This window comes from Pseudomonas sp. JV449, from assembly GCF_032424295.1.
Taxonomy (GTDB): Bacteria; Pseudomonadota; Gammaproteobacteria; order Pseudomonadales; family Pseudomonadaceae; genus Aquipseudomonas; species Aquipseudomonas marginalis.
Genome location: NZ_VYKD01000003.1, coordinates 65,434 through 91,899, shown reverse-complemented (window position 1 = coordinate 91,899; position 26,466 = coordinate 65,434). Strand labels below are relative to the sequence as shown.

At 62.1% G+C, this 26,466-nt stretch carries 21 protein-coding genes; 13 read left to right on the top strand and 8 right to left on the bottom strand.

From position 1 onward, the window contains the following. Nucleotides 1–120: 120 nt before the first annotated feature. The 4 genes from mgrA to epsC form a co-directional block, all read right to left on the bottom strand. Complete coding sequence (gene mgrA, locus F6S08_RS01850; protein ID WP_053140257.1) at nt 121–1,158, bottom strand: L-glyceraldehyde 3-phosphate reductase; 1,038 nt, start codon at nt 1,156–1,158, stop codon at nt 121–123. Nucleotides 1,159–1,266: 108 nt separating this feature from the next. Further along, on the bottom strand, nt 1,267–2,616 hold the full coding sequence (locus F6S08_RS01845) for an OprD family outer membrane porin (protein ID WP_065925822.1): 1,350 nt from the start codon (nt 2,614–2,616) through the stop codon (nt 1,267–1,269). Nucleotides 2,617–2,774: 158 nt separating this feature from the next. After that, nucleotides 2,775–4,736, bottom strand: a complete 1,962-nt coding sequence (betT, locus tag F6S08_RS01840) for a choline transporter BetT (protein WP_315871310.1) — start codon at nt 4,734–4,736, stop codon at nt 2,775–2,777. 403 nt (nt 4,737–5,139) lie between these two features. Then, a complete protein-coding gene (gene epsC, locus F6S08_RS01835) occupies nt 5,140–6,066 on the bottom strand; it encodes a serine O-acetyltransferase EpsC (protein WP_027607830.1) in 927 nt (308 codons plus the stop codon). Nucleotides 6,067–6,232: 166 nt separating this feature from the next. Between epsC and F6S08_RS01830 the strand changes: the two genes are divergently transcribed. The 12 genes from F6S08_RS01830 to F6S08_RS01775 all read left to right on the top strand — a co-directional run bounded on the left by F6S08_RS01830 (nt 6,233) and on the right by F6S08_RS01775 (nt 18,219). Then, nucleotides 6,233–7,228 (top strand): D-cysteine desulfhydrase, encoded by a 996-nt coding sequence (locus F6S08_RS01830; protein ID WP_065948523.1) that lies wholly within the window; start codon nt 6,233–6,235, stop codon nt 7,226–7,228. Nucleotides 7,229–7,612: 384 nt separating this feature from the next. After that, a complete protein-coding gene (gene tcyJ / locus F6S08_RS01825; RefSeq protein WP_065925824.1) occupies nt 7,613–8,413 on the top strand; it encodes a cystine ABC transporter substrate-binding protein in 801 nt (266 codons plus the stop codon). Beyond that, nucleotides 8,413–9,078, top strand: a complete 666-nt coding sequence (gene tcyL, locus F6S08_RS01820) for a cystine ABC transporter permease (RefSeq protein WP_065925825.1) — start codon at nt 8,413–8,415, stop codon at nt 9,076–9,078. The genes tcyJ and tcyL overlap by 1 nt, the downstream gene beginning before the upstream one ends. A 3-nt stretch (nt 9,079–9,081) precedes the next feature. Further along, nucleotides 9,082–9,828, top strand: coding sequence for an L-cystine ABC transporter ATP-binding protein TcyN (gene tcyN / locus F6S08_RS01815; protein ID WP_027607834.1), 747 nt, complete (start codon nt 9,082–9,084; stop codon nt 9,826–9,828). A 305-nt stretch (nt 9,829–10,133) separates the two neighbouring features. Beyond that, nucleotides 10,134–10,910 carry a hypothetical protein gene (locus F6S08_RS01810; RefSeq protein WP_137212723.1) on the top strand — a complete coding sequence of 259 codons (777 nt, stop codon included), beginning with the start codon at nt 10,134–10,136 and terminating at the stop codon, nt 10,908–10,910. 187 nt (nt 10,911–11,097) lie between these two features. Continuing rightward, nucleotides 11,098–12,339 carry an SfnB family sulfur acquisition oxidoreductase gene (locus F6S08_RS01805; protein WP_065925828.1) on the top strand — a complete coding sequence of 414 codons (1,242 nt, stop codon included), beginning with the start codon at nt 11,098–11,100 and terminating at the stop codon, nt 12,337–12,339. A gap of 24 nt (nt 12,340–12,363) precedes the next feature. Further along, nucleotides 12,364–13,557, top strand: coding sequence for an SfnB family sulfur acquisition oxidoreductase (locus F6S08_RS01800; protein ID WP_065925829.1), 1,194 nt, complete (start codon nt 12,364–12,366; stop codon nt 13,555–13,557). Then, entirely contained in the window at nt 13,557–14,909 is a 1,353-nt protein-coding gene (locus tag F6S08_RS01795; protein ID WP_315871204.1) for an LLM class flavin-dependent oxidoreductase, read from the top strand. The genes F6S08_RS01800 and F6S08_RS01795 overlap by 1 nt, the downstream gene beginning before the upstream one ends. Before the next feature lie 82 nt (nt 14,910–14,991). Next, nucleotides 14,992–15,807 carry a MetQ/NlpA family ABC transporter substrate-binding protein gene (locus F6S08_RS01790; RefSeq protein ID WP_315871203.1) on the top strand — a complete coding sequence of 272 codons (816 nt, stop codon included), beginning with the start codon at nt 14,992–14,994 and terminating at the stop codon, nt 15,805–15,807. Next, complete coding sequence (locus tag F6S08_RS01785) at nt 15,804–16,919, top strand: methionine ABC transporter ATP-binding protein (protein ID WP_065948525.1); 1,116 nt, start codon at nt 15,804–15,806, stop codon at nt 16,917–16,919. Before F6S08_RS01790 ends, F6S08_RS01785 begins: the two co-directional genes overlap by 4 nt. Next, nucleotides 16,909–17,553, top strand: a complete 645-nt coding sequence (locus F6S08_RS01780) for a methionine ABC transporter permease (protein WP_315871202.1) — start codon at nt 16,909–16,911, stop codon at nt 17,551–17,553. The genes F6S08_RS01785 and F6S08_RS01780 overlap by 11 nt, the downstream gene beginning before the upstream one ends. A 39-nt stretch (nt 17,554–17,592) precedes the next feature. Then, the gene (locus tag F6S08_RS01775; protein WP_065925833.1) at nt 17,593–18,219 is read left to right on the top strand and encodes a class I SAM-dependent methyltransferase; all 627 of its coding nucleotides are present in this window, start codon (nt 17,593–17,595) and stop codon (nt 18,217–18,219) included. 83 nt (nt 18,220–18,302) lie between these two features. On the opposite strand, the gene F6S08_RS01770 is transcribed toward F6S08_RS01775, so the two are convergent. The 4 genes from F6S08_RS01770 to F6S08_RS01755 all read right to left on the bottom strand — a co-directional run bounded on the left by F6S08_RS01770 (nt 18,303) and on the right by F6S08_RS01755 (nt 25,841). Next, the gene (locus tag F6S08_RS01770; protein WP_315871201.1) at nt 18,303–20,477 is read right to left on the bottom strand and encodes a glycoside hydrolase; all 2,175 of its coding nucleotides are present in this window, start codon (nt 20,475–20,477) and stop codon (nt 18,303–18,305) included. Nucleotides 20,478–20,638: 161 nt separating this feature from the next. Next, nucleotides 20,639–23,695, bottom strand: a complete 3,057-nt coding sequence (locus F6S08_RS01765; RefSeq protein WP_065925835.1) for an efflux RND transporter permease subunit — start codon at nt 23,693–23,695, stop codon at nt 20,639–20,641. Beyond that, nucleotides 23,692–24,762 carry an efflux RND transporter periplasmic adaptor subunit gene (locus F6S08_RS01760; protein ID WP_315871200.1) on the bottom strand — a complete coding sequence of 357 codons (1,071 nt, stop codon included), beginning with the start codon at nt 24,760–24,762 and terminating at the stop codon, nt 23,692–23,694. Before F6S08_RS01760 ends, F6S08_RS01765 begins: the two co-directional genes overlap by 4 nt. Then, nucleotides 24,759–25,841 carry an efflux RND transporter periplasmic adaptor subunit gene (locus F6S08_RS01755; protein ID WP_065948527.1) on the bottom strand — a complete coding sequence of 361 codons (1,083 nt, stop codon included), beginning with the start codon at nt 25,839–25,841 and terminating at the stop codon, nt 24,759–24,761. The genes F6S08_RS01760 and F6S08_RS01755 overlap by 4 nt, the downstream gene beginning before the upstream one ends. Nucleotides 25,842–26,080: 239 nt before the next feature. Between F6S08_RS01755 and F6S08_RS01750 the strand changes: the two genes are divergently transcribed. Then, a complete protein-coding gene (locus tag F6S08_RS01750) occupies nt 26,081–26,437 on the top strand; it encodes a hypothetical protein (RefSeq protein ID WP_065925838.1) in 357 nt (118 codons plus the stop codon). The last annotated feature ends 29 nt before the right edge of the window (nt 26,438–26,466 follow it).

The following is a 26,466-nucleotide window of genomic DNA, read 5'->3' as shown; positions in this document are numbered from 1 at the left end:
GCAAATCAAATGTGGGAGGGGTTCTACACCCCGATAGCTCTGGGTCAGTCAACTAATCAAGTGACTGACACACCGCCATCGGGGTGTAGCCCCCTCCCACATTGACCCGGTGCTGTCAGGTTATTCCGCGCTGGACGGCTTTTCCCACAGGTTAATCCCACCTTCCTGCGCAAACCGATCGATCTCCGCCAGTTCCTCCGCACTGAAGCTCAAGTTCTTCAACGCGCCGACGTTCTCGATGATCTGCTCCGGCCGGCTCGCGCCAATCAACGCGCTGGTCACCCGTGGGTCGCGCAACGTCCAGGCCAGCGCCAATTGCGCCAGGCTCTGGCCACGGCGCTGGGCGATTTCGTTCAACGCACGCACGTGGGCGATGTTGGCTTCGGACAGGTGCTTGGCCTGCAACGAACCACCCCCCGGGCGGTTGACCCGTGCGTCGGCCGGCACGCCATTGAGGTACTTGTCGGTGAGCAAACCCTGGGCCAGTGGCGTGAAGGCAATCACTCCGGCGCCGAGTTCTTCGGTGGTGTCCAGCAGGTCTTTTTCCACCCAGCGGTTGAGCAGGTTGTAGGCCGGTTGGTGGATCAGCAGCGGCACCTTCCACTCTTTGAGCAGCGCGGCGATTTCGCGGGTTTTCACCCCGGAGTAAGACGAGATACCGATGTACAACGCCTTGCCCTGTTGCACGGCGGTGGCGAGGGCGCTGGCGGTTTCTTCCAGGGGCGTATCGGCATCAAAACGGTGGGAGTAGAAAATGTCCACGTAGTCGACGCCCAGGCGTTGCAGGCTCTGGTCCAGGCTTGCCAGCACGTATTTGCGTGAGCCGCCGCCCTGGCCGTAAGGGCCCGGCCACATGTCCCAGCCAGCCTTGCTGGAGATGATCAATTCGTCGCGGTAGTGCTTGAAGTCTTCGCGCAGCAAACGACCGAAGTTGATCTCGGCGCTGCCGTAGGGTGGGCCGTAATTGTTGGCCAGATCGAAGTGGTTGATGCCCAGGTCGAACGCGGTGCGCAGCAGGGCGCGCTGGGTGTCGATCGGGGTGCTGTCGCCAAAGTTGTGCCACAGCCCCAGGGACAGTGCCGGCAGCACCAGTCCACTGCGGCCTACGCGGCGATACGGGATAGATTCATAGCGGTTTTCGGCAGCAATGTAAGTCATCGAATCCTCTCTTGGACGTAGGCAAATAAGGCCTGGGAATAACGATATTCCCAGGCCTTTTAACCAGCTGAATCGCTTAAGTCTGCCCTTCCGTTTTACAGCAATTTCCTACCAGAGTGGAACGACATAGCTGACATAGAAGCGGTTTTCATCCTGCACGGTGGCACCGGTAATGTCCGGACTGGCGTGGGCGTTTTTCCACGTGACGCCAAGGCCTTTGAGGGTACCGGTCGGCACTTGATACGCCACCGCCACGTTTCGCTCCCATTCGCTGGTGGTGCCCTGGGCGGTGCGGATGTCATCGCCGTGGGCGTAGGCGGCGGAGAAGGTCAGGCCGTTGAGGCCGAGTTTGCCGAAGTCATATTTGTACTGCGCCAGCCAGGTGCGTTCGCCGGCATGCTGGAATTTGTTCAACTGCATGTTGGTCAGCGCCGGGGTGTCGGCACCCGAGCCTGGGCCTTGGCGCGCGTCACCGCTGTTAAGGCCGGAGTCGAGGTACGGGAAGTCGCTGTCGCCGCTGTTTTTCTGGATGCCCAGGCCGACGGTATGGCCGTCCAGGCTGTAGCTTTCCAGCAGGCTGACGGTGGACTGGTTGATGCGGCCCTTGTTCACGCCGTCGCCATACAGGCCCGCTGCGGCAAAGTCCTTGTCGCCGTCGGCGTTGCCGCCCACACCCAGGCTGCGGAACACGCGCACGTCGGTATCGATCGCACCGACCGACAAGGCGTCATGGCGCTTGGCACCGAGGAAAAACTGCTGGTAGTAGTCCTCAAGGTTGGAGTACCACAGGCTGACGGTGGTGTTCTGTATGCCGGTGTAATCCGCACCGCCGAACAGGAAGCGATCACTCTCTTTGGTCCCGCCGGCAGTGATCATGCCCTGGTCGCCGGTTTCGTTGCGGATCTTGGTCTTGAAGATATCGCCGCCGGTGAAGGTGAAGTCGCTGAGGTCCTTGGACACCAGTTGCACACCGGTATTGGTCTGCTGGTAAAGGCGCCCGTCCGTGTTGGCGAGTATCGGGTTGTTACCGTACAGCGTACCGACGCGCAACTCATCCTTGGCAAAGCGCATCTTGAACGTCGGGCTGAGCACGCCGAACTGGTCGGCGGATTTGCCGTTGTCCAGCGGGAACATGCTGCCGGGGTAGCGGCCCTGGTGATCCTTGTCGTTGAGGTCGCCGCCGGAGTCCAGTTTCAAGCCGTAGAACGCCTGCAGATCGAGGCCGAAGCCCACCGGCCCCTCGGTGTAGCCGGACTTGAAGTTGAACTCGAAACCCTGGCCCCAATCCCGAATGCTATGGGCCTTGGCATTGCTGCCCACCACGTCCCGTCCCTGCTGGTTGAGATAGCGGTTGAGCAGGGTCACGTCGGCGTGGCTGTCATCGATAAAATCCGCATGGGCGGACAGCATAAAGCTCGCCATGGCGGCTCCCACCACAGGGCTTAAAAACGTCTTCATGGGTACCGGTCTCCGTCACTGTTCTGAAATGAAAGCGTCAAACGCTTCACACAATTACGCAGTGGCCAGATGACAGTTACGCGTCAAAACAGCGTCTTGACGGATGAAATTAAGTTTAAGAAAGCCCCGTAGAACGGGGCTTTGCGGGGAGTTTAACGTCAGCGCACCAAGTGCAGAAACTGCAGGTGGCGCTCGTACTGGTCGAGGATGTCGTTGATGATCTGCTCCTTGGTGTAGCCCACCAGGTCGTAGTCCTGACTGCCCTCGCTCAGGTGCACTTCCGCCCGGTAGTAGCGGCGATTGTTGAGCTGCTTGGAACCCATGCCGCCGCGTGCAAATGAGGGCGTGAAATAGCCGCGCATCTGCACCTGGTACACGAACGGATGCTCTTCGCCGTGACCGATTTCCAGGCTGACGCTGTCGTTGGACGGGTCGGGCTGGGTGACGACGTTGAGGCCTTTTTCGACAAACACCGCCGTCACTTCTTCGATCGCCGGACGCACCGTGGTCTCAAGGAACCGGTACACCTCGTCCCGCGAGGGGAAATGCACGGCCTGGCTCAAACGTTGGCGCCAACCGCCGGTGCCCTTGCGGGAGCCCGACACCGGCGCCAGCGAATGCAACTGCGCAATCTGCTTTTGCGACTCGAGGTAGAAGGCCTTGTGCAGCCCCCACATCATCAGCAACAGGATCAGCGAGAACGGCAGCGAGGTCAGCACCACCGCCGATTTCAGCGAATCGATGCTGCCGGCAAACAGCAAGGCACTGGTGACCAGCGCGGTCATCGCACCCCAGAACACCCGCAGCCATTTCGGCCCATCTTCATCGGCGTTGCCGCCTTTGGACGAGAGGGTGGACAGCACTACGGTGCCCGAGTCAGCGGAAGTTACGAAGAATACGAAGCTGATGAACACCGTGACCGCGATCACCGTCTTGCTCCACGGGTAGGTTTCCAGCAGCAGGTAGAGGCTCATCGACGGATCATCGATGGCCGACTGGCCGAGTGCAGTCATGCCGTGGTTGAGCACCTGGTCGATGGCGCTGTTGCCGAAAATCGACATCCACGCCAGGGTGAAACCCAGCGGGATCAGCAGCACACCGAACACGAATTCGCGGATGGTCCGGCCACGGGAAATGCGCGCGATAAACAGGCCTACGAATGGCGACCATGCAATCCACCAGGCCCAGTAGAACACCGTCCAGCCGCCCAGCCAGTCGCTCGGTTTGTCGTAGGCGTACACATCGAAACTCTTGGTCGGCAATGCGCCCAGGTAGTCACCAATGTTCTGGATCAGGGTATTGAGCAAGTGCTGGGTCGGCCCGGCGAACAACACGAACAGCAGCAGCGCGCAGGCCAGCAGCATGTTGATATCGGACATCACCCGCACGCCCTTGTCGACGCCGGCCACGGCGACCAGGATCGCCGCGCCCATCATCAGGGTGATCAAGCCGACCTGGATCCACTGGGTGTGGGCAACGCCGAACAGGTAGTCGAGGCCGGAATTGAGGTGCAGCACGCCAAAGCCCATGTCGGCACCCAGGCCGAACACCGTGGCAATGATGCCGAAGCCATCCACCGAATAGCCGATAGGGCCATTGATGCGCTTGCCGATCAGCGGGTACAGCGCCGAGCGCAACGCCAGCGGCAGGTTATGCCGGTAGGCGAAATACGCCAGCGCCATGCCGACAAATGCAAACACGCCCCAGCCGTGCAGGCCCCAGTGCAGGAACAGCACCTGCATGGCCTGGCGCGCGGCGTCGGCATTCATGGCCTCGCCCTGGGGCGGTTGCACCAGGTGCGTCAGCGGCTCGGACACGCAGAAGAAGAACAAGGTGATGCTGATCCCGGCGGCGAACAGCATGCCGGCCCAGGACAGGTAACTGAATTCGGGCTCGTCGTGGTCGGCACCGAGTTTTATCTTGCCGTAGCCCGATAGCGCGGTGACCACCACGAAGACCAGATACAGGGTCATCGCCAGCATGTAGTACCAGCCGACCGTGTTGGCCGCCCAGTTTTGCGCCGCCAGCAACCAGGCCCCGGCCTGTTGCGGGATAGCGATGACAGTGATGCCGAACAGCAAGATGAAGATGGCGGCAAAGTAGAAGACCGGCGCATTCATGCGCACCAGGCCGCTGGATGGGGTGGACGATGCACTCATGAACGATGCACCCCGAGGGTGAGGGATGTGGCTGTATAAAACGGACTCAGCAAAGGTAAGCCTCCTGTTGTGAGCGGGCAGCGAACCACCGGGTTTAACTTGAACGAACGTTCAAGTTAAACATAGGTAGGCGGTCTGGGACTAATCGCAGGGCTGAGTGGTAGATAATTCCTACACTGGCTCAAGGATTGGTATGACGGGTGGAAGAGGTAAATCGTTCAGTGATTGCGGGGTAAATCTGGAATGAGGCTAACAATGTGGGAGGGGGCTTGCTCCCGATGGCGGTGTGTCAGTCGATGGATGTACCAACTGACACTCCGCTATCGGGAGCAAGCCCCCTCCCACAGGGGATCTGCGTAGGGTTCTACTTCTGCGCACCGTCGTCATGCTGCAGATTCGCCTGCGTAATATTCGCCCCCGCCGGCACACTGCGGGTCAGCCACACATTGCCGCCAATGGTCGACCCCTTGCCGATGGTGATGCGTCCGAGGATCGTCGCCCCGGCATAGATCACCACGTCGTCCTCGACAATCGGGTGGCGCGCATGGCCCTTCTGCAGTTGCCCATCTTCATCCGCCGGGAAGCGCTTGGCCCCCAAGGTGACGGCCTGATAGATGCGCACCCGCTCGCCGATGATCGCGGTTTCACCGATCACCACGCCCGTGCCGTGGTCGATGAAGAAGCTCGGGCCGATCTGCGCGCCGGGGTGGATATCGATGCCGGTGGCCGAGTGGGCGATTTCCGCGCTGATCCGTGCCAGCAGCGGCAAGCCGGCGCGGTACAGGTGGTGGGCCAGGCGATGGTGAATCACCGCGAGGATCCCCGGGTAGCACAGCAGCACTTCATCCACGCTGCGTGCGGCCGGGTCGCCGTGGTAGGCGGCGAGTACGTCGGTGTCCAACAGGCTGCGCAGGGACGGCAAGGCCAGGGCGAAATCCTGGATCAGCCGGATGGCATGGGCGTCGATCTGGCTGTCATCCTCGCCGCCCTGGCGCGCGGCATAACGCAACTCCAGGCGCGCCTGGGCCAGCAAGGCATTCAGGGCGACGTCGAGGGTATGGCCGACGTAGAAATCTTCACTTTCTTCACGCAAGTCCGCCGGCCCCAGGCGCATCGGAAACAGCGCACCGCAGAGGGACTCGAGAATCTGGGCAACGGCTTCACGGGACGGCAATTCGCGACCGCCATGCTCGCCGCTCAAGCGGCCATTGCGTGTTCGCCACTGGTCACGGGCGCTGCGCAGTTGGCTGACGATGGTCTGTAACTGCCAATGGCTGGAACGCTCACTCACGGTATTCACTCCTGACGTAATGGCCATCACTTTACGGTATCCACCCTGGCCGCCCTTAAGAACCAATGGTGTGATGCTAAGAACCATCAGGCATAAGCGATTGACGGTTGCCCGATGAAAAGTGCCTGCCTATAGTCGCTCCATCCTTTAGCCACCGTGCGTAGCCATGATCAAGCAACAGCTCGACCGTTTTAACCGCCTGGAACTGCTCGGCGGCGCCACCGCCCTGGAAAAACTCGAACGGCTGTCGACCTGGTTGGGACGCGACATCTACGTCAAGCGCGACGACACCACGCCGCTGGCCATGGGTGGCAACAAGCTGCGCAAACTCGAATACCTGGCAGCCGATGCCATCGCCCAGGGCGCCGACACCCTGGTGACCGCCGGCGCGATCCAGTCCAACCACGTACGTCAGACCGCCGCCCTCGCCGCCAGGCTCGGCCTGGGCTGCGTCGCCCTGCTGGAAAACCCCACCGGCACCGAAGACCCCAACTACCTGGGCAACGGCAACCGCCTGCTGCTGGAGTTGTTCGACGCCAAGGTAGAGTTGGTGGAAAACCTCGACAACGTCGACGACCAACTCAACGCCCTTGCCGATCGCCTGCGCAGCAACGGCAAGAAGCCGTACCTGGTGCCTATCGGCGGTTCCAATGCCCTCGGCGCCCTCGGTTACGTGCGCGCCGGCCTGGAGCTGGCCGCACAGATCGAAGACAGCGGTATCGAATTCGCCGCCGTGGTGCTGGCCTCCGGCAGTGCCGGCACCCACAGCGGCCTGGCCTTGGCATTAAGCGAAGTACTGCCGCAGTTGCCCGTGATCGGCATCACCGTATCGCGCACCGAAGAAGCGCAGTTCCCGAAAGTCCAGGGCCTGGCCGAACGCACGGCCGAGTTGCTCGGTGTGGACATCCCCGACGCGTTCAAGGTGATCCTGTGGGACGAGTATTTCGGCCCCCGTTATGGCGAACCCAACGCCGGCACCCTTTCGGCGGTCAAGCTATTGGCAAGCCAGGAAGGCCTGCTGCTGGACCCGGTCTACACTGGCAAGGCCATGGCCGGCTTGCTGGACGGTATCGGGCGTCAGCGTTTTGAAGACGGGCCGATTATTTTCCTGCATACCGGCGGGGCACCGGCGTTGTTTGCCTATGACTCGGTTTTCAACTGAATAAATGCGGGCCAAATGTGGGAGGGGGCAAGCCCTAATGCCAGTCAGTTAAGGCTTTTTGTAGGAGCGAGCTTGCTCGCGAAAAACTCACAGGCGCCGCGTTCATTCAGGAAGCACGCGTTATCGTTGACGTTTTTCGCGAGCAAGCTCGCTCCTACAGGAGGCGATGTACGCTTAACTGACTGGCATTAGGGCTTGCCCCCTCCCACATTAGACTCAACACATATTCAAAAATAGAATATCAATTGAGTTTAATATTATTTTCAAGTCTTAAAACCCGGCTTTATCATCGCGCCGCAGGCGAAGACGCGCTACGCGCTTTAAGGCAGGATACGACTACCGCGTCACCTGCTTCGCTCAACATAAAAAACACAGGGGCTCTTCATGACTATTTCTGTATTGCGTCGCACGTTGCTGGTTGGCACTTTGGGTCTGGCTCTCGGCGCCGGTTGGCTGGGCCAGGCGGTTGCCGGCGAGCAACTGGGCAACATCAAAAAGGCCGGCGAGATCAAAATCGGCCTGGAAGGCACCTACCCGCCGTTCAGCTTCCAGGATGAGAAAGGCAAACTGGCGGGCTTCGAAGTCGAGCTGTCCGAAGCGCTGGCCAAAGAACTGGGTGTGAAGGTCAAGCTGCAGGCCACCAAATGGGACGGCATTCTGGCGGCATTGGAATCCAAGCGTCTGGATGCAGTGATCAACCAGGTGACCATCTCCGACGAGCGCAAGAAAAAATACGACTTCTCCGAGCCCTACACCGTTTCCGGGATTCAAGCGCTGGTCCTGAAAAAGAACGAAGACAAGCTCAACATCAAATCAGCCGCCGACCTGGCCGGTAAAAAGGTGGGTGTCGGCCTGGGCACCAACTACGAGGAGTGGGTAAAAGCCAATGTGCCTACCGCTGATATCCGTACCTACGAAGATGATCCTACCAAGTTTCAGGACCTGCGCATCGGCCGCATCGACGCCATCCTGATCGACCGCCTGGCGGCCCTGGAATATGCCAAGAAAGCCCCGGACACCGTCGCTGCCGGTGCTGCCTTCTCCCGTCAGGAAGCCGGTATTGCCCTACGCAAAGGCGAACCTGAACTGCTTGAGGCGGTGAACAAGGCCCTCGACAAATTGCGCGCTGACGGCACCTTGAAGAAGCTGTCGGATAAGTACTTCAACGCTGACGTTACTCAATAATGGAAGCAAAGCTCCAACTCGTCCTGGATTCCACGCCCTTCTTGCTGCAGGGCGTGTACTTCACCGTCATCCTGAGCCTGGGCGGAATGTTTTTCGGCTTTCTGCTGGGCTTCGGCCTGGCACTGATGCGCCTCTCGCGCATCAGGCTGGTGAGCTGGATCGCCCGCGTCTACGTGTCGTTCTTTCGCGGCACGCCGTTGCTGGTACAGCTGTTCGTGATGTATTACGGCCTGCCGCAAGTGGGCATCGAGCTGGACCCGATTCCCGCCGCCCTGATCGGCCTCTCGCTGAACATGGCCGCATATATCTGTGAAACCCTGCGTGCCGCCATCAGCTCCATCGAGCGCGGCCAGTGGGAAGCCGCTGCCAGTATCGGCATGACCCGCGTGCAGACCCTGCGCCGGGCGATCCTGCCGCAGGCGATGCGTACGGCACTGCCACCACTGGGCAACAGCTTTACCTCACTGGTGAAGGACACCTCGCTGGCCGCAACCATTCAAGTGCCGGAGCTGTTGCGCCAGGCACAACTGGTGTCTGCGCGGACCTTCGAAATGTTTGCCATGTACCTGTCGGCCGCCCTGATCTATTGGGTACTCATCAGTATCCTGGCGCATTTCCAAAACCGCCTGGAAGACCGGGTCAACCGGCATGACCTGGAGTCTTGAAGCATGATCGTGGTTGAAAAACTGACCAAACAATTCAACGGTCAGGTGGTGCTCAACGGCATCGACCTGGAGGTCAAGGAAGGCGAAGTCGTCGCTATCATCGGCCCCAGCGGTTCCGGCAAGACCACCTTCCTGCGCTGCCTGAATTTCCTCGAAGAACCCACCAGCGGCCGGATCAAGGTGGGCGACATCCAGATCGACGGCAGCAAACCGCTCAACCAGCAACAAGGCCTGGTGCGGCGCCTGCGCCAGCACGTGGGTTTTGTGTTCCAGAACTTCAACCTGTTCCCCCACCGCACAGCGCTGGAAAACGTCATCGAAGGGCCGACCGTGGTCAAGAAGATGCCCCGTGAAGCCGCTGTTGCCCTTGGGCGCAAGCTGCTGGCCAGGGTTGGCCTGGCGGGCAAGGAAGACGCCTACCCACGACGCCTGTCCGGCGGCCAGCAACAGCGCGTGGCGATTGCCCGCGCGCTGGCCATGGAGCCGGAGGTGATCCTGTTCGACGAACCCACATCGGCGCTGGACCCGGAGCTGGTGGGCGAAGTGCTGGCGACCATCCGCAGCCTCGCCGAAGAAAACCGCACCATGGTCATCGTCACCCACGAAATGAGCTTTGCCCGCGATGTGGCCAACCGGGTGATCTTCTTCGACAAGGGCGTGATCGTGGAGCAAGGCGAAGCCAAGGCGTTGTTCGCCAACCCCAAGGAAGAACGCACCCGGCAGTTCCTGAGCAAGTTCCTCGCCCACTGATGTGGCGAGGGAGCTTGCTCCCTCACCACACAATCTGCTCCTACAGAAAATCCTCGCCATCCACGCGTAAACCCGCCGTCTCCCTGATCCAAAACCCCCCCGCCCAGTCAGACCCTTCTGAATCTGCTCCAACCCGCCGTTTAGCCTTTTGCCGCCATTGACGCTCCTTGGCCAACCCTCTTATCTAGCGTCCAGAGGATTGGATCCTATCCCGGCTACTCACTGAATCGTTCCTTTCAGCCTACCTGCGCACCCGCGCCGTGGGACTGGAACGATTGCTGCTGGCTGCATCAAGGAGATTACTTATGACGCGCACTGCAACCCCGGCCCTGCTCACAGCCCCCACCTTGCCCCAGGCTAACCGGCACGGCATCAACGCACTGGCGGCCAGTCAACTGCAGGTGGACATCGCGCCTTACCCCGGCATGGATGAGGGCGACTTGATCGAACTGTTCTGGAACAACTGCTTTGCCGCCTCACGCAGGGTGAGCGCGTGCAAGGTCGGCTCACCGACCCATCTGCGGGTGCCGGAAAGTTTTGTGCAGGACGGCCTGGCCCAGGTGCATTACCAGGTCATGCAAGTCGGTCGTGCACCTGCCCGCTCGGCCGTGAAAGGTGTGTGTGTAAAGACCCGATACCCCGGTGGCCAGCCCTCCCCCCTGTACAGCGACGAAAACCACAACCTCGCCCCCGTCGGTTTGCCCGAGACCATCCGTCGCTACGGCGTCAACGGTCGCCAGGTGCGACGGGGTATTCCGCTGACCATCGCGCCTTACCTGAACATGGCCACGGGCGATGCCATCACCCTGCGCTGGGGAGATGTACGCATGGACCTGCCACGGATCCAGGCCAAGGCCGTCGGGGTGGTCGTGCAGGTGTGGGTGCCTTCGACGGTGATTGTCGAGGCCGGTGATGACAGCCGCCTGGAGGTGACGTACTGCATTCTCGATCGTGTCGGCAACAATTCACGCTGGGCGCCCACGCGCACGTTACGCATTGCCGCCTGCGCGCCGAGCCAGCCGGCCGGGACCGCGCGGGTCTACCAACCACGGCCCCTCGGCTCGCCCTGTGAACCGGGGTGACAGACCTTCTATGCATATTCCCAAAAGTTAGTTTATTTAAATATTTAACACGCTTAGGGTATATGCACCGGACCACCGGACATCTCTGATTTTTCTGTTTTTATTTCATTGAATGCGAGGTCGGTATGGTCAGAATTACCCCGGTGCATAACGCCAGGGCATTACGTGCAGCCAAGGAGCGGCGCTGATGTCTAACTTGGCTCTAACACCCCCCCAGCGTGATCTGGACGTTGCTCCCCTGCTGTTGCCGGCCGCTGTGCTGCGCAACGATGCAGAGGCGCTGCAGGCTGCCCATGAGCTGGCCCAGGCCGCGCGCCTGCACGCCGCCCAGCGTGACCAGCAACGCAAGCTGCCGTGGGCGCAGATCGAACAATTCACCCGCAGTGGGCTGGGCAGTATTTCCATCCCCCGCGAATACGGCGGCCCACAGGTGTCGTACACCACCCTGGCGGAGGTGTTCGCGATCATCAGCGCGGCAGACCCGGCCCTCGGGCAGATCCCGCAGAACCATTTCGGCATCCTGCAGGTGTTGCAGGGCGCCGCTACCGAGCGCCAGAAAGAGCAACTGTTCCAGAGCGTCCTCGACGGCTGGCGCATCGGCAATGGCGGCCCGGAACGCGGCACCAGGAACACCCTGGAGCTCAAGGCGCGCATCACCGCCCAAGGCGACGGTTACGTGATCAGCGGCCAGAAGTTCTATTCAACCGGCGCACTGTTTGCCCATTGGGTGGCCGTGAAGGCGCTGAACGACGACGGCAGGCAGGTCATGGCGTTTGTACGCCGTGGCACCGCAGGGCTGCGCATCGTGGATGACTGGTCGGGCTTCGGCCAACGCACCACCGCCAGCGGCACCGTGCTGCTGGACCGCGTGCCCGTGGACGCCGAACTGGTCGTAGACAACTGGCGTATCGGCGAAAGCCCGACTATCCAGGGCGCCGTTTCCCAACTGATCCAGGCCGCCATCGACGCCGGCATCGCCCGTGGCGCGCTGGATGACACCATCGCCTTTGTGCGGGAGCGTTCGCGCCCGTGGATCGATGCCAAGGTCGAGCGCGCCAGCGATGACCTCTACGTGATCGCCGATATCGGCAAGCTGAAGATCGAACTGCACGCCGCCGAAGCGCTGTTGCGCAAGGCCGGGCAAGTGCTGGACCAGGTCAGCGCCGCGCCGATCACCGCACAGTCCGCCGCGCGTGCGTCGATTGCCGTGGCCGAAGCGAAGGTGCTCACCACTGAAGTGTCGTTGCTGGTCAGCGAAAAACTCTTCGAACTGGCCGGCAGCCGCGCCACCCTCGCCGAATTCAACCTCGACCGTCACTGGCGCAACGCCCGGGTGCACACCCTGCACGACCCGGTGCGCTGGAAGTATCACGCCGTCGGCGCCTATCGCTTGAACGGCACGTTGCCGGCTCGCCATTCCTGGATTTAACCGACCAGCCCTCTGGAGAAACTCATGACCTTTTCTCACCGTGTCGCGGTTATCACCAGCGACGAACAAGCCCTTATTGTCGCCAGCGACCTGGCCGAAGACTTGCGCCGCGACAGCGCCCAGCGCGACCGCGAACGCCGCCTGCCGCTGCCCGAACTGGACGTGTTCTCGCGCTCCGGCCTGTGGGGCATCAGTGTGCCCAAGGCATTTGGCGGCGCCGGCGTGTCCAACGTCACCCTGGCCAAGGTCATTGCCCTGATCGCCCAGGCGGATGCCTCCCTGGGCCAGATTCCGCAAAACCATTTCTACGCCCTCGAAGTGCTGCGCGTGAATGGCAGCCCTGAACAGCAACAACGCCTGTACGCCGAAGTACTCGCCGGCCAGCGTTTCGGCAACGCCCTGGCGGAACTGGGCACCAGGACCGCCCACGACCGTGTTACGTCCATCACCCGCGACGGCGACGGCTTCCGTATCACCGGCCGCAAGTTCTACGCCACCGGTGCGATCTATGCCCAGCGCATTCCTACCTCGGTGGTGGATGAACACGGCATCCAGCAACTGGCCTTTGTCCCCCGTGACAGCGAAGGCTTGACGGTCATTGACGACTGGAGCGGCTTCGGCCAGCGCACCACCGGCAGCGGCTCGGTGGTGTTCGATAACGTGTGGGTCGCCGCCCACGACGTGATCCCGTTCCAGAGCGCTTTCGAACGCCCGACCACGGTCGGCCCGCTGGCGCAGATTCTTCACGCCGCCATCGACACCGGCATCGCCCGCGCCGCCTTTGAAGATGCGCTGCACTTTGTGCGCACCAAGACCCGCCCGTGGATTGACTCCGGCAACGACAAGGCCACCGAAGACCCGCTGACCCTGAAGAGCTTCGGCCACCTGAGCATTCGCCTGCACGCCGCTGAAGCCTTGCTGGAGCGTTCGGCTGAATACCTCGATCGCGCCCAGGCCGACAGCAATGCAGAGACCGTTGCGGCAGCGTCCATCGCCGTCGCTGAAGTCCGCGCCTTGAGCACCGAGATCTCCCTGGCCGCCGGCAGCACCCTGTTCGAGCTGGCCGGCAGCCAGGCCACCCTGGCCGAGCACGGCCTCGACCGCCACTGGCGCAACGCCCGCGTGCACACCCTGCACGACCCGGTGCGCTGGAAGTACCACGCGGTAGGCAATTACTACCTCAACGCTGAAAACCCGCCACTGCGGGGGACCATTTGATGGCAAAGAAAAAGATCCTGCTCAATGCCTTCAACATGAACTGCATCGGGCATATCAACCACGGTATGTGGACCCATCCACGGGACACGTCCACCCAGTACAAAAGCATCGAGTACTGGACCGACCTCGCGCAAACCCTGGAGCGCGGGCTATTCGACGGTTTGTTCATCGCCGATATCGTCGGCGTGTATGACGTGTACCAGAACTCCATCGATGTGCCGCTCAAGGAGTCGATCCAGCTGCCGGTCAATGACCCGCTGCTGCTGGTTTCGGCGATGGCCGCCGTGACCCGCAACCTCGGCTTCGGCCTCACCGCCAACCTCACCTATGAGCCGCCGTACCTGTTCGCCCGGCGCATGTCCACGCTCGACCACCTGAGCCGTGGCCGGGTCGGCTGGAACATCGTCACCGGCTACCTCGACAGTGCCGCCAAGGCCATGGGCCTCACCGAACAGGTCGAGCATGACCGGCGCTACGACCAGGCCGATGAATACCTGGAAGTGCTCTACAAACTCTGGGAAGGCAGCTGGGAAGACGACGCGGTGCTCAACGATTCGCAGGCGCGGGTCTACGCGCAGCCGGGCAAGGTGCACAAGGTCGAGCACCATGGCGAGTTCTACCAGGTCGAGGGTTATCACCTGTGCGAACCGTCGCCGCAGCGTACGCCGGTGCTGTTCCAGGCCGGCAGTTCAGACCGTGGCCTGTTGTTCGCCGGGCGCCATGCCGAGTGCGTATTCATCAGCGGGCAGAACAAGGCCGCGACCAAGGTGCAGGTGGACAAGGTGCGCGCCAGCGCGGTCGAGGCCGGGCGCAATCCGGATGACATCAAGGTGTTCATGGGGCTGAACGTGATCGTCGGCGCCACCGAAGAACTGGCCTGGGCCAAGCATGCCGAGTACCTGAGCTATGCCAGCGCGGAGGCCGGCGTCGCGCATTTCTCGGCGTCCACCGCGATTGATTTTGCCCAATACGAACTGGACGAGCCGATCCAGTACGTAAAGAGCAACGCGATCCAGTCGGCCACCAAGAACCTGCAGAACAACGACTGGACCCGACGCAAGCTGCTCGAACAGCATGCCCTCGGCGGGCGCTATATCACCCTGGTCGGCTCCCCCGGACAGGTCGCTGACGAGCTGGAATCCTGGATCAGCGAAACCGGGCTGGATGGCTTCAACCTCACGCGCATTGTCACGCCGGAAAGCTATGTGGACTTTATCGATCTGGTGGTGCCGGAGTTGCAACGACGGGGCTCGTACAAGACCGCTTATGAGACCGGCACGCTGCGCGAAAAAGTCTTCCACGCCAGTGCTCGCTTACCCGAACAACACACCGGCTCGACCTACCGCCATTGAACAGAAATGTGGGAGGGGGCGAGCCCCCTCCCACCTTGGATCTGCATTGTTTGTCCTAATACCTTATGACTGGAAATCCACTATGAAAAAGACATTCCTCAATAACCCAGTCAAAGCACTGGCCCTGGCCTTCGGGTTGTTCAGCTCGGCCGTATTCGCCGCCGATGCACCGTTGAAAATCGGCACTACCGCCGCCTTCGCGATTCCCCTGGAAGCCGCCGTCGCCGAAGCCGGCAAGCAAGGCTTGAAGGTCGAGCTGGTGGAGTTCACCGACTGGATCGCCCCCAATGTCAGCCTGGCCGCCGGCGATATTGACGTGAACTACTTCCAGCACATCCCGTTCCTGGAAAACGCCAAGGCCGCCGCCGGTTTTGACCTGGTGCCGTACGCGCCGGGCATCATCAACAACGTCGGCCTGTACTCGAAAAAGTACAAAAGCATCAACGACCTGCCCCAGGGCGCCAGCGTGGCGATTGCCAACGACCCGATCAACAGCGGTCGCGGCCTGCAACTGCTGGCCAAGGCCGGCTTGATCACCCTCAAGCCGGGCGTGGGCTACAAGGCTACCGAAGAAGACATCGTCACCAACCCGAAAAACATCAAGATCCTGCAAGTCGAGGCCGTGCAACTGGTGCGCGCCTATGACGATGCCGACCTGGTGCAGGGCTACCCGGCCTACATCCGCCTGTCCAAGACCTTCGATGCCGAGTCGGCGCTGCTGTTCGACGGCCTCGACCACCCGGAATACGTGATCCAGTTCGTGATCCAGCCAAAAAGCAAAACCGACCCGCGCGTGATCAAGTTCGTCGACATCTACCAGCACTCGCCGGTGGTGCGTGCCGCCCTGGATAAATCCCTCGGCAAGCTCTACCAAGTCGGTTGGGAAGATAAAAAATGACCGCCGCCCACGCTCGACTGCGCGACCTGGGCTCACCGCCCAGGGACGCCGAACAGACAGAACTGCATCCGGACCTGAACCGCGCGCACGTGCGCTTTATCAACCTGGGCAAGACCTACGACGGCGGCGTGCATGCCTTGCAAGGCATCGACCTGGCGATCCAGCACGGTGAAGTGTTCGGTATTATCGGCCGCAGCGGCGCCGGCAAATCCTCGCTGATCCGCACCATCAACCGCCTGGAACAACCCAGCAGCGGGCGCGTGCTGATCGATCAGGTGGACATCGGCGACTTCGACGAAGACCACCTGGTGGCGCTGCGTCGGCGTATCGGCATGATCTTCCAGCACTTCAACCTGATGTCGGCCAAGACCGTGTGGCAGAACGTCGAGTTGCCGCTGAAAGTCGCCGGCGTGCCCAAGCCCCAGCGTGAGCAAAAGGTGCGTGAGCTGCTGGAATTGGTCGGCTTGCAGGACAAGCACAAGGCCTACCCGGCGCAGCTGTCCGGCGGGCAGAAACAGCGCGTGGGCATCGCCCGTTCGCTGGTGCACGACCCACAGATCCTGCTGTGCGACGAAGCCACCTCGGCCCTCGACCCGGAGACCACCCAATCGATCCTCGGCCTGTTGCGCGAGATCAACCGACGCCTGGGCCTGACCATCGTCTTGATCACCCATGAGATGGCGGTGATCCGCGACATCTGCGACCGCGTGGTGGTGCTGGAACACGGGCGCATCGTCGAGCAAGGCACGGTGTGGCAAGTGTTCGGCAACCCGCAGCACGAGGTCAGCCAGACCCTGCTGGCGCCGCTGCAACATGGGCTGCCGGAAGAACTGCAAAGCCGTTTGCACACCCAGCCTGAATCACCGGACGCCGCCGTGGTGCTGCGCTTGCAGTTCACCGGCAGTGCCAGCGATGAACCGGACCTGGCCGCGCTGTTCAGCGCCCTCGGCGGGCGGGTGCGTCTGCTGCAGGGCGGTGTCGAGCGGATTCAGGGGCATGCCTTGGGGCAACTGCTGCTGGCGGTGAATGGCTCGCCCCATGGCACCGAAGAACTGCGCAACCGCGCTGCGAACTGGGCACAACAGGTGGAGGTGCTGGGCTATGTGGTTTGATCGTTTGGTGCAAGGCGCCATCGACACCTTGTTGATGGTCGGCGTGTCATCGTTGATCGCCTTGCTGGTGGGCATTCCGCTGGCGGTGTTTCTGGTGACCAGCGACAAAGGCGGCATCTACCAGGCGCCGGCGCTGAATCGGGTGCTGGGGGCGTTCGTCAATCTGTTCCGCTCGATTCCGTTCCTGATCCTGATGGTGGCGCTGATCCCGTTCACGCGGCTGATCGTCGGCACCACCTATGGGGTGTGGGCGGCGATCGTCCCGCTGACCATCGCCGCCACGCCTTTTTTTGCGCGGATCGCCGAAGTGAGTCTGCGCGAGGTCGACCACGGCCTGATCGAAGCTGCCCAGGCCATGGGTTGCCGACGCTGGCACATCATCTGGCATGTGCTGCTGCCCGAAGCGCTGCCAGGGATTGTCGGCGGGTTCACCATCACCCTGGTGACCATGATCAACTCGTCGGCCATGGCCGGGGCGATCGGTGCCGGTGGCTTGGGCGACATTGCCTATCGCTATGGCTACCAGCGCTTTGATACGCAGATCATGCTCACGGTGATTGTGCTGCTGGTGATCCTGGTGGCGGTGATTCAACTCGGCGGCGATCGCCTGGCGCGAGTGCTGAACAAGAGGTGAGGTATAGTCGGGCCATCTCAGCGCCCGGTATTCATCACCATGCCCCTCAAGCCCGACGACCTCGACCAGATCACGTCCACCACCCTCGGCCACTACAACAAGGTGGCCGAGGATTTCCGTGAAGGCACCCGCGATCACGATGTGAGCCAGAACATCGACGCGCTGCTGCGCCATATCCAGGGCTCGGCGCCCTTTACCGTGCTGGATTTCGGCTGCGGGCCGGGGCGGGATTTGCAGACCTTTACGCGCCTGGGGCATATCGCCGTCGGCCTGGATGGTTCCGAGCGGTTTGCGCAGATGGCGCGCGAAGACAGCGGCTGTGAGGTGTTGCAGCAGGACTTCCTCAAGCTGGATTTACCCGCCGAACGCTTTGACGGGATCTTTGCCAATGCAGTGCTGTTTCATATCCCCAAGCAGGAACTGCCCCGTGTGCTCAAGCAACTGCATGGGGCGTTGAAGCCCGGCGGTGTGCTGTTCAGCTCCAATCCACGGGGTGAGAACCAGGAAGGCTGGAATGGGCCGCGCTATGGTTCTTATCACGACTTGAAGGCGTGGCAGGCATTGCTGACGACGGCGGGGTTTGAAGAGTTGGAGCACTACTACCGGCCGGCGGGATTGCCTCGGGATCAGCAGCCTTGGTTGGCCAGCGTTTGGCGCAAGGTTTAAGTCTGGGCAAGCCCACTCCCACATTTGGAATGCATTCCCCTGTGGGAGGGGGCTTGCTCCCGATGACGGACTGATACACACCACTACTGCACCTGATACACCACCGATGTCCCATCCACCACCGCTGTCACACTCCTCGCCGCAAACCCCTCTCTCGACCCCGTGGAAAAATTCGCCACCAACCGCGTGCCATCGGTAAACGTGGTTTCCTGCACCTGCCGATCCGCCGTCAGCCAGCGAAACCCGGTCATCGCCTGGGTGGCCAGGCGCTCATGCAACGGTCGGAAAAATCGATCCTGGCGCTGGATCAGCGGCAGCCGCGCCTTGAGCGTCGCAGCACTCAGGTGATACAGCGGCGGCACGTTGTAGAGCAGTTGGGTCAGCTCATTTTCAGCCCGTACATTGCTCAGCTTGAGGCTGTCGAACAGCCAGTGATGGGTGGTGATCACCGAGCCATGGAACACCGCCTGATACAGCGGCAGGCGCAGCGTCGGGTCGAAGTAGAGGGTGCGAAACGGCTCGTTCAGCGGCACCGACTTGAAGAACACCGCTGGTTGCTCCGGCGGGTACCAGTTGCCCACGTAGTAGGGCGACTGTTTGTCCTGGGTCATGTCGCGATCCCCCCAGCCCAGCACCGGGGTTTGCATGCCATGGGCGAACAGGATGCCCTGGGCGGTGATGGCGTTGCCGTCTTCGGAGCCGGTCGGCAATTGCAGCGTGGTGTTCAGCCAACGGGCTGCATCGATATTGCCTTCGGCGTTTTGCGCCTGGGTCATCGGTGCGCTGTCGCGGTAACTGTCGAACAGCATGCTGGTGGCGTACGCATCGAGAAACCAGGCGTTGAAGCCGGCAACGGCCTGCACGGCTTTCACCCGCGCCTCCAACAGAGGTCGCACACAGCGCGGGTCGGTGTAGTGGCCGGACTGCTGGAAGCCGGTCTTGGGTGTGCCGTCCTTCAACACGATGGCGCAGTCGCGGTAAGCCTGGCTGCCCAGGTGGGCGGTGGTCCAGTCGGGGTTTTCGGTGGCGGACAACGCGGTTTGGTAGGAGTCGTAGGGCGCCATCAGGTAGCCGGCGTCGACACCGGCGCGGATGGTCTCGGGGTGCCAGAGGCCGCCTTCCCAGCCTTCGCCCAGGGTCAGCATCAAGCGTGGCAGCCCGGCGTCGCGCAGCGTCTGTACCACCTGGCTGCCCCAGGTGCCGGGGCTATCGCGCAGGGCACCGGCAAAGTCCACGGCCAATTCGCGACGCAACTCGCCGTAGCGCGCGGCAAGACGGCTCATATCGGGCTCGTCCACCTGCCAACTCTGCCGGGCCTTCCTATTGATCGCGGCATTGAGGCCGCGTAACAGCACGCTTTGCTCGTAGCGATTCAAGGCGCGGGGCTGCGCCAGCAGCGCTGCGGAGTCCTTGTCCAACAGGCCTCTGAGTTCATGAGCGCGCAAGCGCTGGAGCAACAACGGCCAATCACGCACATCCTCCGGCGCCAGCAGGTCATTGCCCCACAGGTAGACATGGCTGGCGCCCAGCAGCTTTTCAGCCCCAGGGGTTTGCCGCAGCTTGTCTGCCAGGGGTTCATAGCGCCCCTGCTCGACCAGCCATCGGCGATAGCGCTTGGCCCCGGCCAGCGGATCGCTTTCGCCCAGGTGCAACAGCAGGGTCATGGGGGCGGCAGGCCCGAGCGAGGTGAACTCATGGGCCAGCGACAACGCCTGGCCCCGCCAGCGCAGGCGGTTGTTATAGGGATTGGTCAGCAGCCAGTTGAGGGTGAAGGCGCCGTGATCGACGCCCCACAGCGGCAGGCTGAGGTCCTGGGTGGTGTTGATGTCACCTTGCGCCACCAGGAAAGCGTTCCACATGGCATTGCCGGCCGGCACGTAATGCCCTTCGGCCAACGGCCACATCAACCCTCGGCCCATGGCGCTCGGCGGTTGCAGAAGAATCGGCAGCTCACCGGCTTCCCGCGCCGTGATCGACAGCACCAGGTCGCGCTGCTCAAGGCTGGCAGTCACGCGATAGGCACCGTCATCCCATTGCCAACTGGCCTGTTGCGCGTTTTGTGCAGGTTGACTGACAGCACGCGCCGCTACACCGTTGGAGGCCTGCACCTGCGGCTGGCCACTGGGTGTCACACGGATGGCGAGGGTGGCCGGATCGAGTTCGACTCGCCACAACGGGTTTTCCAATACGGTGCCGGCAAAGGCCAGGGGCGACAGGAACAAGCAGCAGATCAGCGAGGTAAGACGCAGACGGTTCATGGCAGGCGACCGTTGAGAGGTGGAGGTCGAAGGGTAAAGCACTCAACGGTTGGCCAGGGCAACAGGCGTCACTTCCGGAAATTTCCCACGTCTCAAATGCCCAGCTGAGATCAATTGTGGGAGGGGCGGTGCGACGATTCGACTTGCTCCCTCCCACATTTTTAACCGTGTTGTTCCTGCTTTGGTTCGCGGATCTTGTACCAGGCCACATACAGCGCCGGCAAAAACAGCAGCGTCAGCAAGGTAGCGATGATGATCCCGCCAATCATCGCGTAGGCCATCGGCCCCCAGAACACTTCGCGGGCAATCGGGATCATGCCCAGGCTCGCCGCAGCCGCCGTGAGCAGGATCGGCCGGCGCCGATGCTCGGTGGCTTCCACTACCGCGTCCCACGGCGTGTAGCCGGCCACTTCATATTCGTGGATCTGCGTCACCAGGATCACCGAGTTGCGGATGATGATGCCGATCAGCGCCAGGATGCCGAGGATCGCCACAAAGCCCATGGGCGTGCCCGTGGGGATCAGCGCCAGCACCACGCCGATCAGCCCCAGCGGCGCGACACTGGCCACCAGGAACATCTTCTGCACGCTGTGCAGCTGGATCATCAGGAACGTCGCCATCAGGAACAGCATCAACGGCACCACGCTGGCAATCGGGCCCTGGGCCTTGCCGCTTTCTTCCACGGTGCCGCCGGTGGCGACCTTGTAGCCCACCGGCAGGCCGGCGCTGAACCTGTCGATCTCCGGCTTGAGCTGCTTGACCAGATCGGTCGGCTGCATCTCATCGCGCACCGAGGCCTTGATGGTGATGGTCGGCTTGCGGTCGCGACGCCACACCAGCGGCTGCTCCAGCTCATACCGCACAGTGGCGAAGGCCAGCAGCGGAATCGAGGTGCCGTTGGGGGTGACGATCTGCAGGTTCTGCAAGGTTTCCGGCGTGCCACGTTCGGCGTCTTCGGCACGGCCGACCACGCTGATCAGGTAGATATCGTCGTGCACCTGGGTTACCGAAGCACCACTGACCACGCTGTTCATCAGTTGCGCCACGTCTTCGGAGGACAGCCCGAGCTGGCGCGCCTTGTCCTGGGCAATGTCGATGCGCAGCACTTTGCCCGGCTCGTTCCAGTCGTAGATGATCTCGCCCAGATGGGTGTTTTTATCCAGCAGGGTCGCCAGTTCGATGGCGTGTTTGCGCACCTGGTCGGTGTCTTTGCCAGACACGCGGTACTGGATCGGACGCCCCACCGGCGGGCCCATTTCCAGCGGCTGCACGAAACTGCCGATGCCCACGAAGTCGTCGCGCAGGCGCTTTTGCAGGCGCGCAATCAGGGCACCGCGCTCTTCCAGGCCTTTGCTGACGATCACCAGTTGCGCGTAGTAGGGGTTTTCCAGTTGCTGGTCGAGGGGCAGGTAGAAACGGATCGCGCCCTGGCCGATATAAGTGCTCCAGCGTGCAATGTCCGGGTCGTCCTTGATGATCGCTTCGAGGCGGTCGACGGCCTTGCGCGTCTCGTTGATCGAGGCGTTTTGCGGCAGGTTGAGGTCGACGAGGATTTCCGGGCGGTCCGACGACGGGAAGAACTGGTTCTGCACAAACTGCATGGAGAACACCGACGCCACGAACAGGCCCACGGTGATGCCGATCGCCCACCAACGGTTGCGCATGGCCCACAGCATGCCGCCATTGAACGCGCGGCCGATGCGCCCCGGCTCGGCGTCGTGGGGTTTCACCTTGGCACTGAGGATATGCACGCCGATCACCGGCGCAAACAGCACCGCCACCACCCACGACACCAGCATCGCTACGGCAATCACCGCGAACAGGGTAAAGGTGTACTCGCCTGCCGAACTGGCGTTGAGGCCAATCGGCACGAAGCCGGCGACGGTCACCAACGTACCGGTGAGCATCGGAAATGCCGTGGAGGTGTAGGCGTAGGTCGCCGCCTGCTCCTTGGTTTCGCCTTTTTCCAGGCGCGTGATCATCATCTCCACGGTGATCATCGCATCGTCCACCAACAGGCCGAGGGCGATGATCAACGCCCCCAGCGACACACGCTGCATGGTGATGCCGCTGTATTCCATGAACACGAATACCAGCGCCAGCACCAGTGGAATCGAGCACGCCACCACCAGCCCGGCGCGCATGCCCAGGCTGATAAAGCTCACCACCAGCACGATAATCACCGCTTCGAACAGCGCGCTGGTAAAGCCGCCGACGGCCTCTTCCACCACTTCGGCCTGGTCGGAGACCTTATGCACACCGACGCCCACCGGCAGGTCGGCGGTCAGCTCGTCCATCCGCGTGTGCAGCGCCTTACCGAACGACTGGATATTGCCGCCCTTCTGCATGGCGATGGCCAGGCCAATCGCCGGCTTGCCGTTGAAGCGGAACATCGGCCGCGCCGGGTCGACGTAGCCACGGCTGATCTCGGCGATATCCGCCAGGCGATAGAAGCGGTCATTGAGGCGCAGGTTGACGTTGGCCAGGTCTTTCTCCGAGGCGAACTGCCCCGAGGTACGCACCGAGATGCGCTCCGGACCGGCCTCGATCACGCCGGCGGGGGTCACCGCGTTCTGCGATTGCAGGCTTTGCACCACCTGGCGCTGGTCGATGCCCAGGGCCGCCAGTTTGCGCGTGGAGAAGTTCAGGTAAATCACTTCGTCCTGCTGGCCGATCATCTCGACCTTGCCCAGCCCCGGTACCGAACGGATCTCGGCGCGCACCTGCTCCACGTAGTCGCGCAACTGGCGCATCGACAGGCCGTCGCCGGTAAAGGCATACACCGAGCCGAACACATCACCGAATTCGTCGTTGAACGACGGCCCCTGCAAGCCCTGGGGGAAGGTGCCGCGAATGTCGTCGATCTTCTTGCGGACCTGGTACCAGATCTCCGGGATGGCCTTGGCGCTGGTGGTGTCCTTGAGGAACACGAACACCGTGGATTCACCCGGCCGGGTGTAGCTTTTCACGTAGTCGAGGGCGTCGAGTTCCTCGAGCTTCTTCTCGATGCGGTCGGTGACCTGCTTGAGGGTTTCTTCCTGGGTCGCGCCCGGCCAGCGGGTCTGGATGACCATGGTCTTGATGGTGAACGAGGGGTCCTCTTCACGGCCCAGGTTCATGTACGAGAACACGCCCATCAGCAGCGCGACGAACATCAGGTACCAGACAAAGGACTGATGCTTGAGGGCCCAGTCGGATAAGTTGAAGCTGCCTTTCATCGCGGGCTGTCCTCGTCGATTTTGACTTTCTGCCCGGGCTTCAGGCTGTTCACGCCGGCGGTAACGATACGCTCGCCGGGTTTGACGCCGCCGTTGAGCAAGGCGCTGTCAGCATCACGACTCAGCACCGTGATGTCGCGCGGTTGCACGGTCTGGCTTTGGGTATCGAGGATCCAGATGCGGGTCTTGCCGTCGACTTCCTGCAAGGCGCTCAGGGGCAACTCGATGCGTGGGGCGATGGCCGAACTCAAGGTCACGCTGATCGCCGTGCCAAGGCGGAACGCGGGCGGCGTTTCGGCCAGGGTCAGGCGCGCGCGACGGGTGCGCGTGGCGCTTTGGGCCTGGGGTTCGATCTCGCGCACGGTGGCGATGGTGTGGACGCTGGGGTCGAGTTGCCCGGCGACGAGGAATACCACATCCGCTGGCAGGCGCTCGGCGAGGCCGGCGGGCAGGTCGATCACCGCCTCCTTGATGTCCGGGCGCGCCAGGGTCACCACTTGCTGACCGGCGCTGACCACCTGGCCGGCCTCGGCATTCCAGGCGGTGACGATGCCGGCGTGGTCGGTGCGCAGCTCGGCGTAGTTGAGCTGGTCCCTGGCCTGGTTGACCGAAGCCTGGGCCTGGTCGAGGGACGCCTGGGTGGTTTTCAGGTCGGTCTGGGCCACGTCCAGTTGGGCCTGGGCGCCGACGCCACGGTTGAACAGCTCCTGCTGGCGGCGGGCATTGGCCTGGGCGTTGATGAACTGCGCCTGCACCCGCGCCAAATCGCCTTGGGCGGCGCGCAACTGGTTCTGTTGGTCGGTAGGGTCGAGCACCGCGAGCAAGGCGCCCTTGTCCACTTCGGCGCCCACATCCACGGCACGCCGGGCGATGCGACCGGGGACGCGGAAGCCCAGATTGCTTTCATAGCGCGCCTGGATGGCGCCGGCGAAACGGCCGAGGGTTTCCTGGTCCTCGGACTTCACTTCCATGGACAGCACCGGGCGCAAGGGCTCGGGCGCCGGTTCTTCCTTTGAACAGGCCATCAGCAACAGGCTGGCGGCAAGTACAACCGTCAGGCGCTTCATGGCTGGGCTCCTGGCTGGGCGATCTCGACCAGCATGCCGGGGTGCAGCAATTGCCCACCGGCCACCACGACTTTTTCGCCGCCCTTGAGGCCGTCGCCAACAATCACTTTGCCTGTGAGGTAACGCGCCACCGTGACCTTGTGCAGTTGCGCCTTGCCCTCGCCGTCCACCAGCCATACGGCGGGCTCGCTGAGGTCTTTGGTCAACGCCGACCACGGCAGCTCGATACTCGCCTTGGCCGGGCCATTGGCGGTGGCGCTGACCACCGAACCAAGCCGCATGCCTTCGGGTAACGATTGCAGGGCGATCTTCACTTGCACCGTGCCGGTATTGGCGGCCACGGCAGGCGTGACTTCACGCACTTTACCCACGGCCTTGATGCTCGGGTTATCCAGCAGGCTGACGGTGATCGGCGCATCCGGCGGCGGCTCAACCAGCAGTGACTCATAGACGTTGAACACCGCGTCGCGCTCGCCATCGCTGGCCAGGCTGAAAATCGGCACGGTGGCCTGCACCACCTGACCGACTTCGGCCTGGCGCGCGGTGATCACCCCCGGCGCGTCCGCGATCAGCGCGGTATAGCCGAGTTGTTCACGGGCGTTGGCCAACTGCGCCTGCGCGGCGGCCAGGGCACTTTGGCTGCTGCGCAGCGCGGCCTGGGCGGAATCGTATTCGCTGCGGCTGGTATAGCCCTTGGGCAGGAGCTTTTCCTGGCGCACAAACGCAGCGGCGGTTTGCTTGACCCGCGCCTGCTCGGCCACGACCTGGGCCTGGGCGGAATCGACGTTGGTCTGCAAATCCTTGGGATCGAGCCTGGCCAGCACCTGTCTGGCTTTGACGCGATCGCCTACATCCACCATGCGCTGGATGATCTTGCCGCCGACGCGGAAGGACAAATCGGTTTGCACGCGGGCCTGGATATCTCCGGTCAGCGTGACGGCCGCGGCGAAATCGGCGGGTTGTACGGTTTGAACAAAGACCCGCGAATGGGCCTTGGGCTCAGCTTTTTCCTGGCCACACGCGCTCAGCAACACCACTAAACCCAGACCGACGATACAGATGGAAATACGACCGCCCATGCAGACTCCTTGTGCGCGATGCGATGTGCCAGTGTGTATGCGACTGTGAGCTTAGTTCAGGGTTCCTTATCTGCATGGGGCTCCCGCACCCCGAGGCTTCGCAGGCCGGCCAGACCTGTGAGTTCTAACAGTAGACGGCCGCCGCCAACCCTCGTAAATATTGGCTCCCGTCTTGCTGCGCGGACATTCCCACGCGCTGCCGTGCAAGCACCTCACTTACCCGTACTGAGGTAGACCCAATGAGCAGCCAAAAGACAAAAAAACTTCCGTCCCTGCAAATCAATGAGGCCAAACCACCGACTCCCCCCTCAGACTACTGGTTACTGTCCTTGAGGGATGTGCCCCCCGAGGGAGCAACCGCCGTCATTCAGCCTACCGACATAGGCACAAGCAATGATCGCCTGCAGATTTACATCGACGGCGAAGTCGTGGTGGACAAAGAGTTCAACAATCAGCCGCCGCGGGAGATTCAGGCATTCATTCCCAGGGATGCATTGCTGAAGAACATAGGCCAGCGGCAAATCCACTACATGATCCGAATCGGCCAGGGAAATGGCGAGATGGGCGACTCCGAAAAATTCCACATCACCCATTGAACAGGGGCCTGGATTATTGACGATCGTTC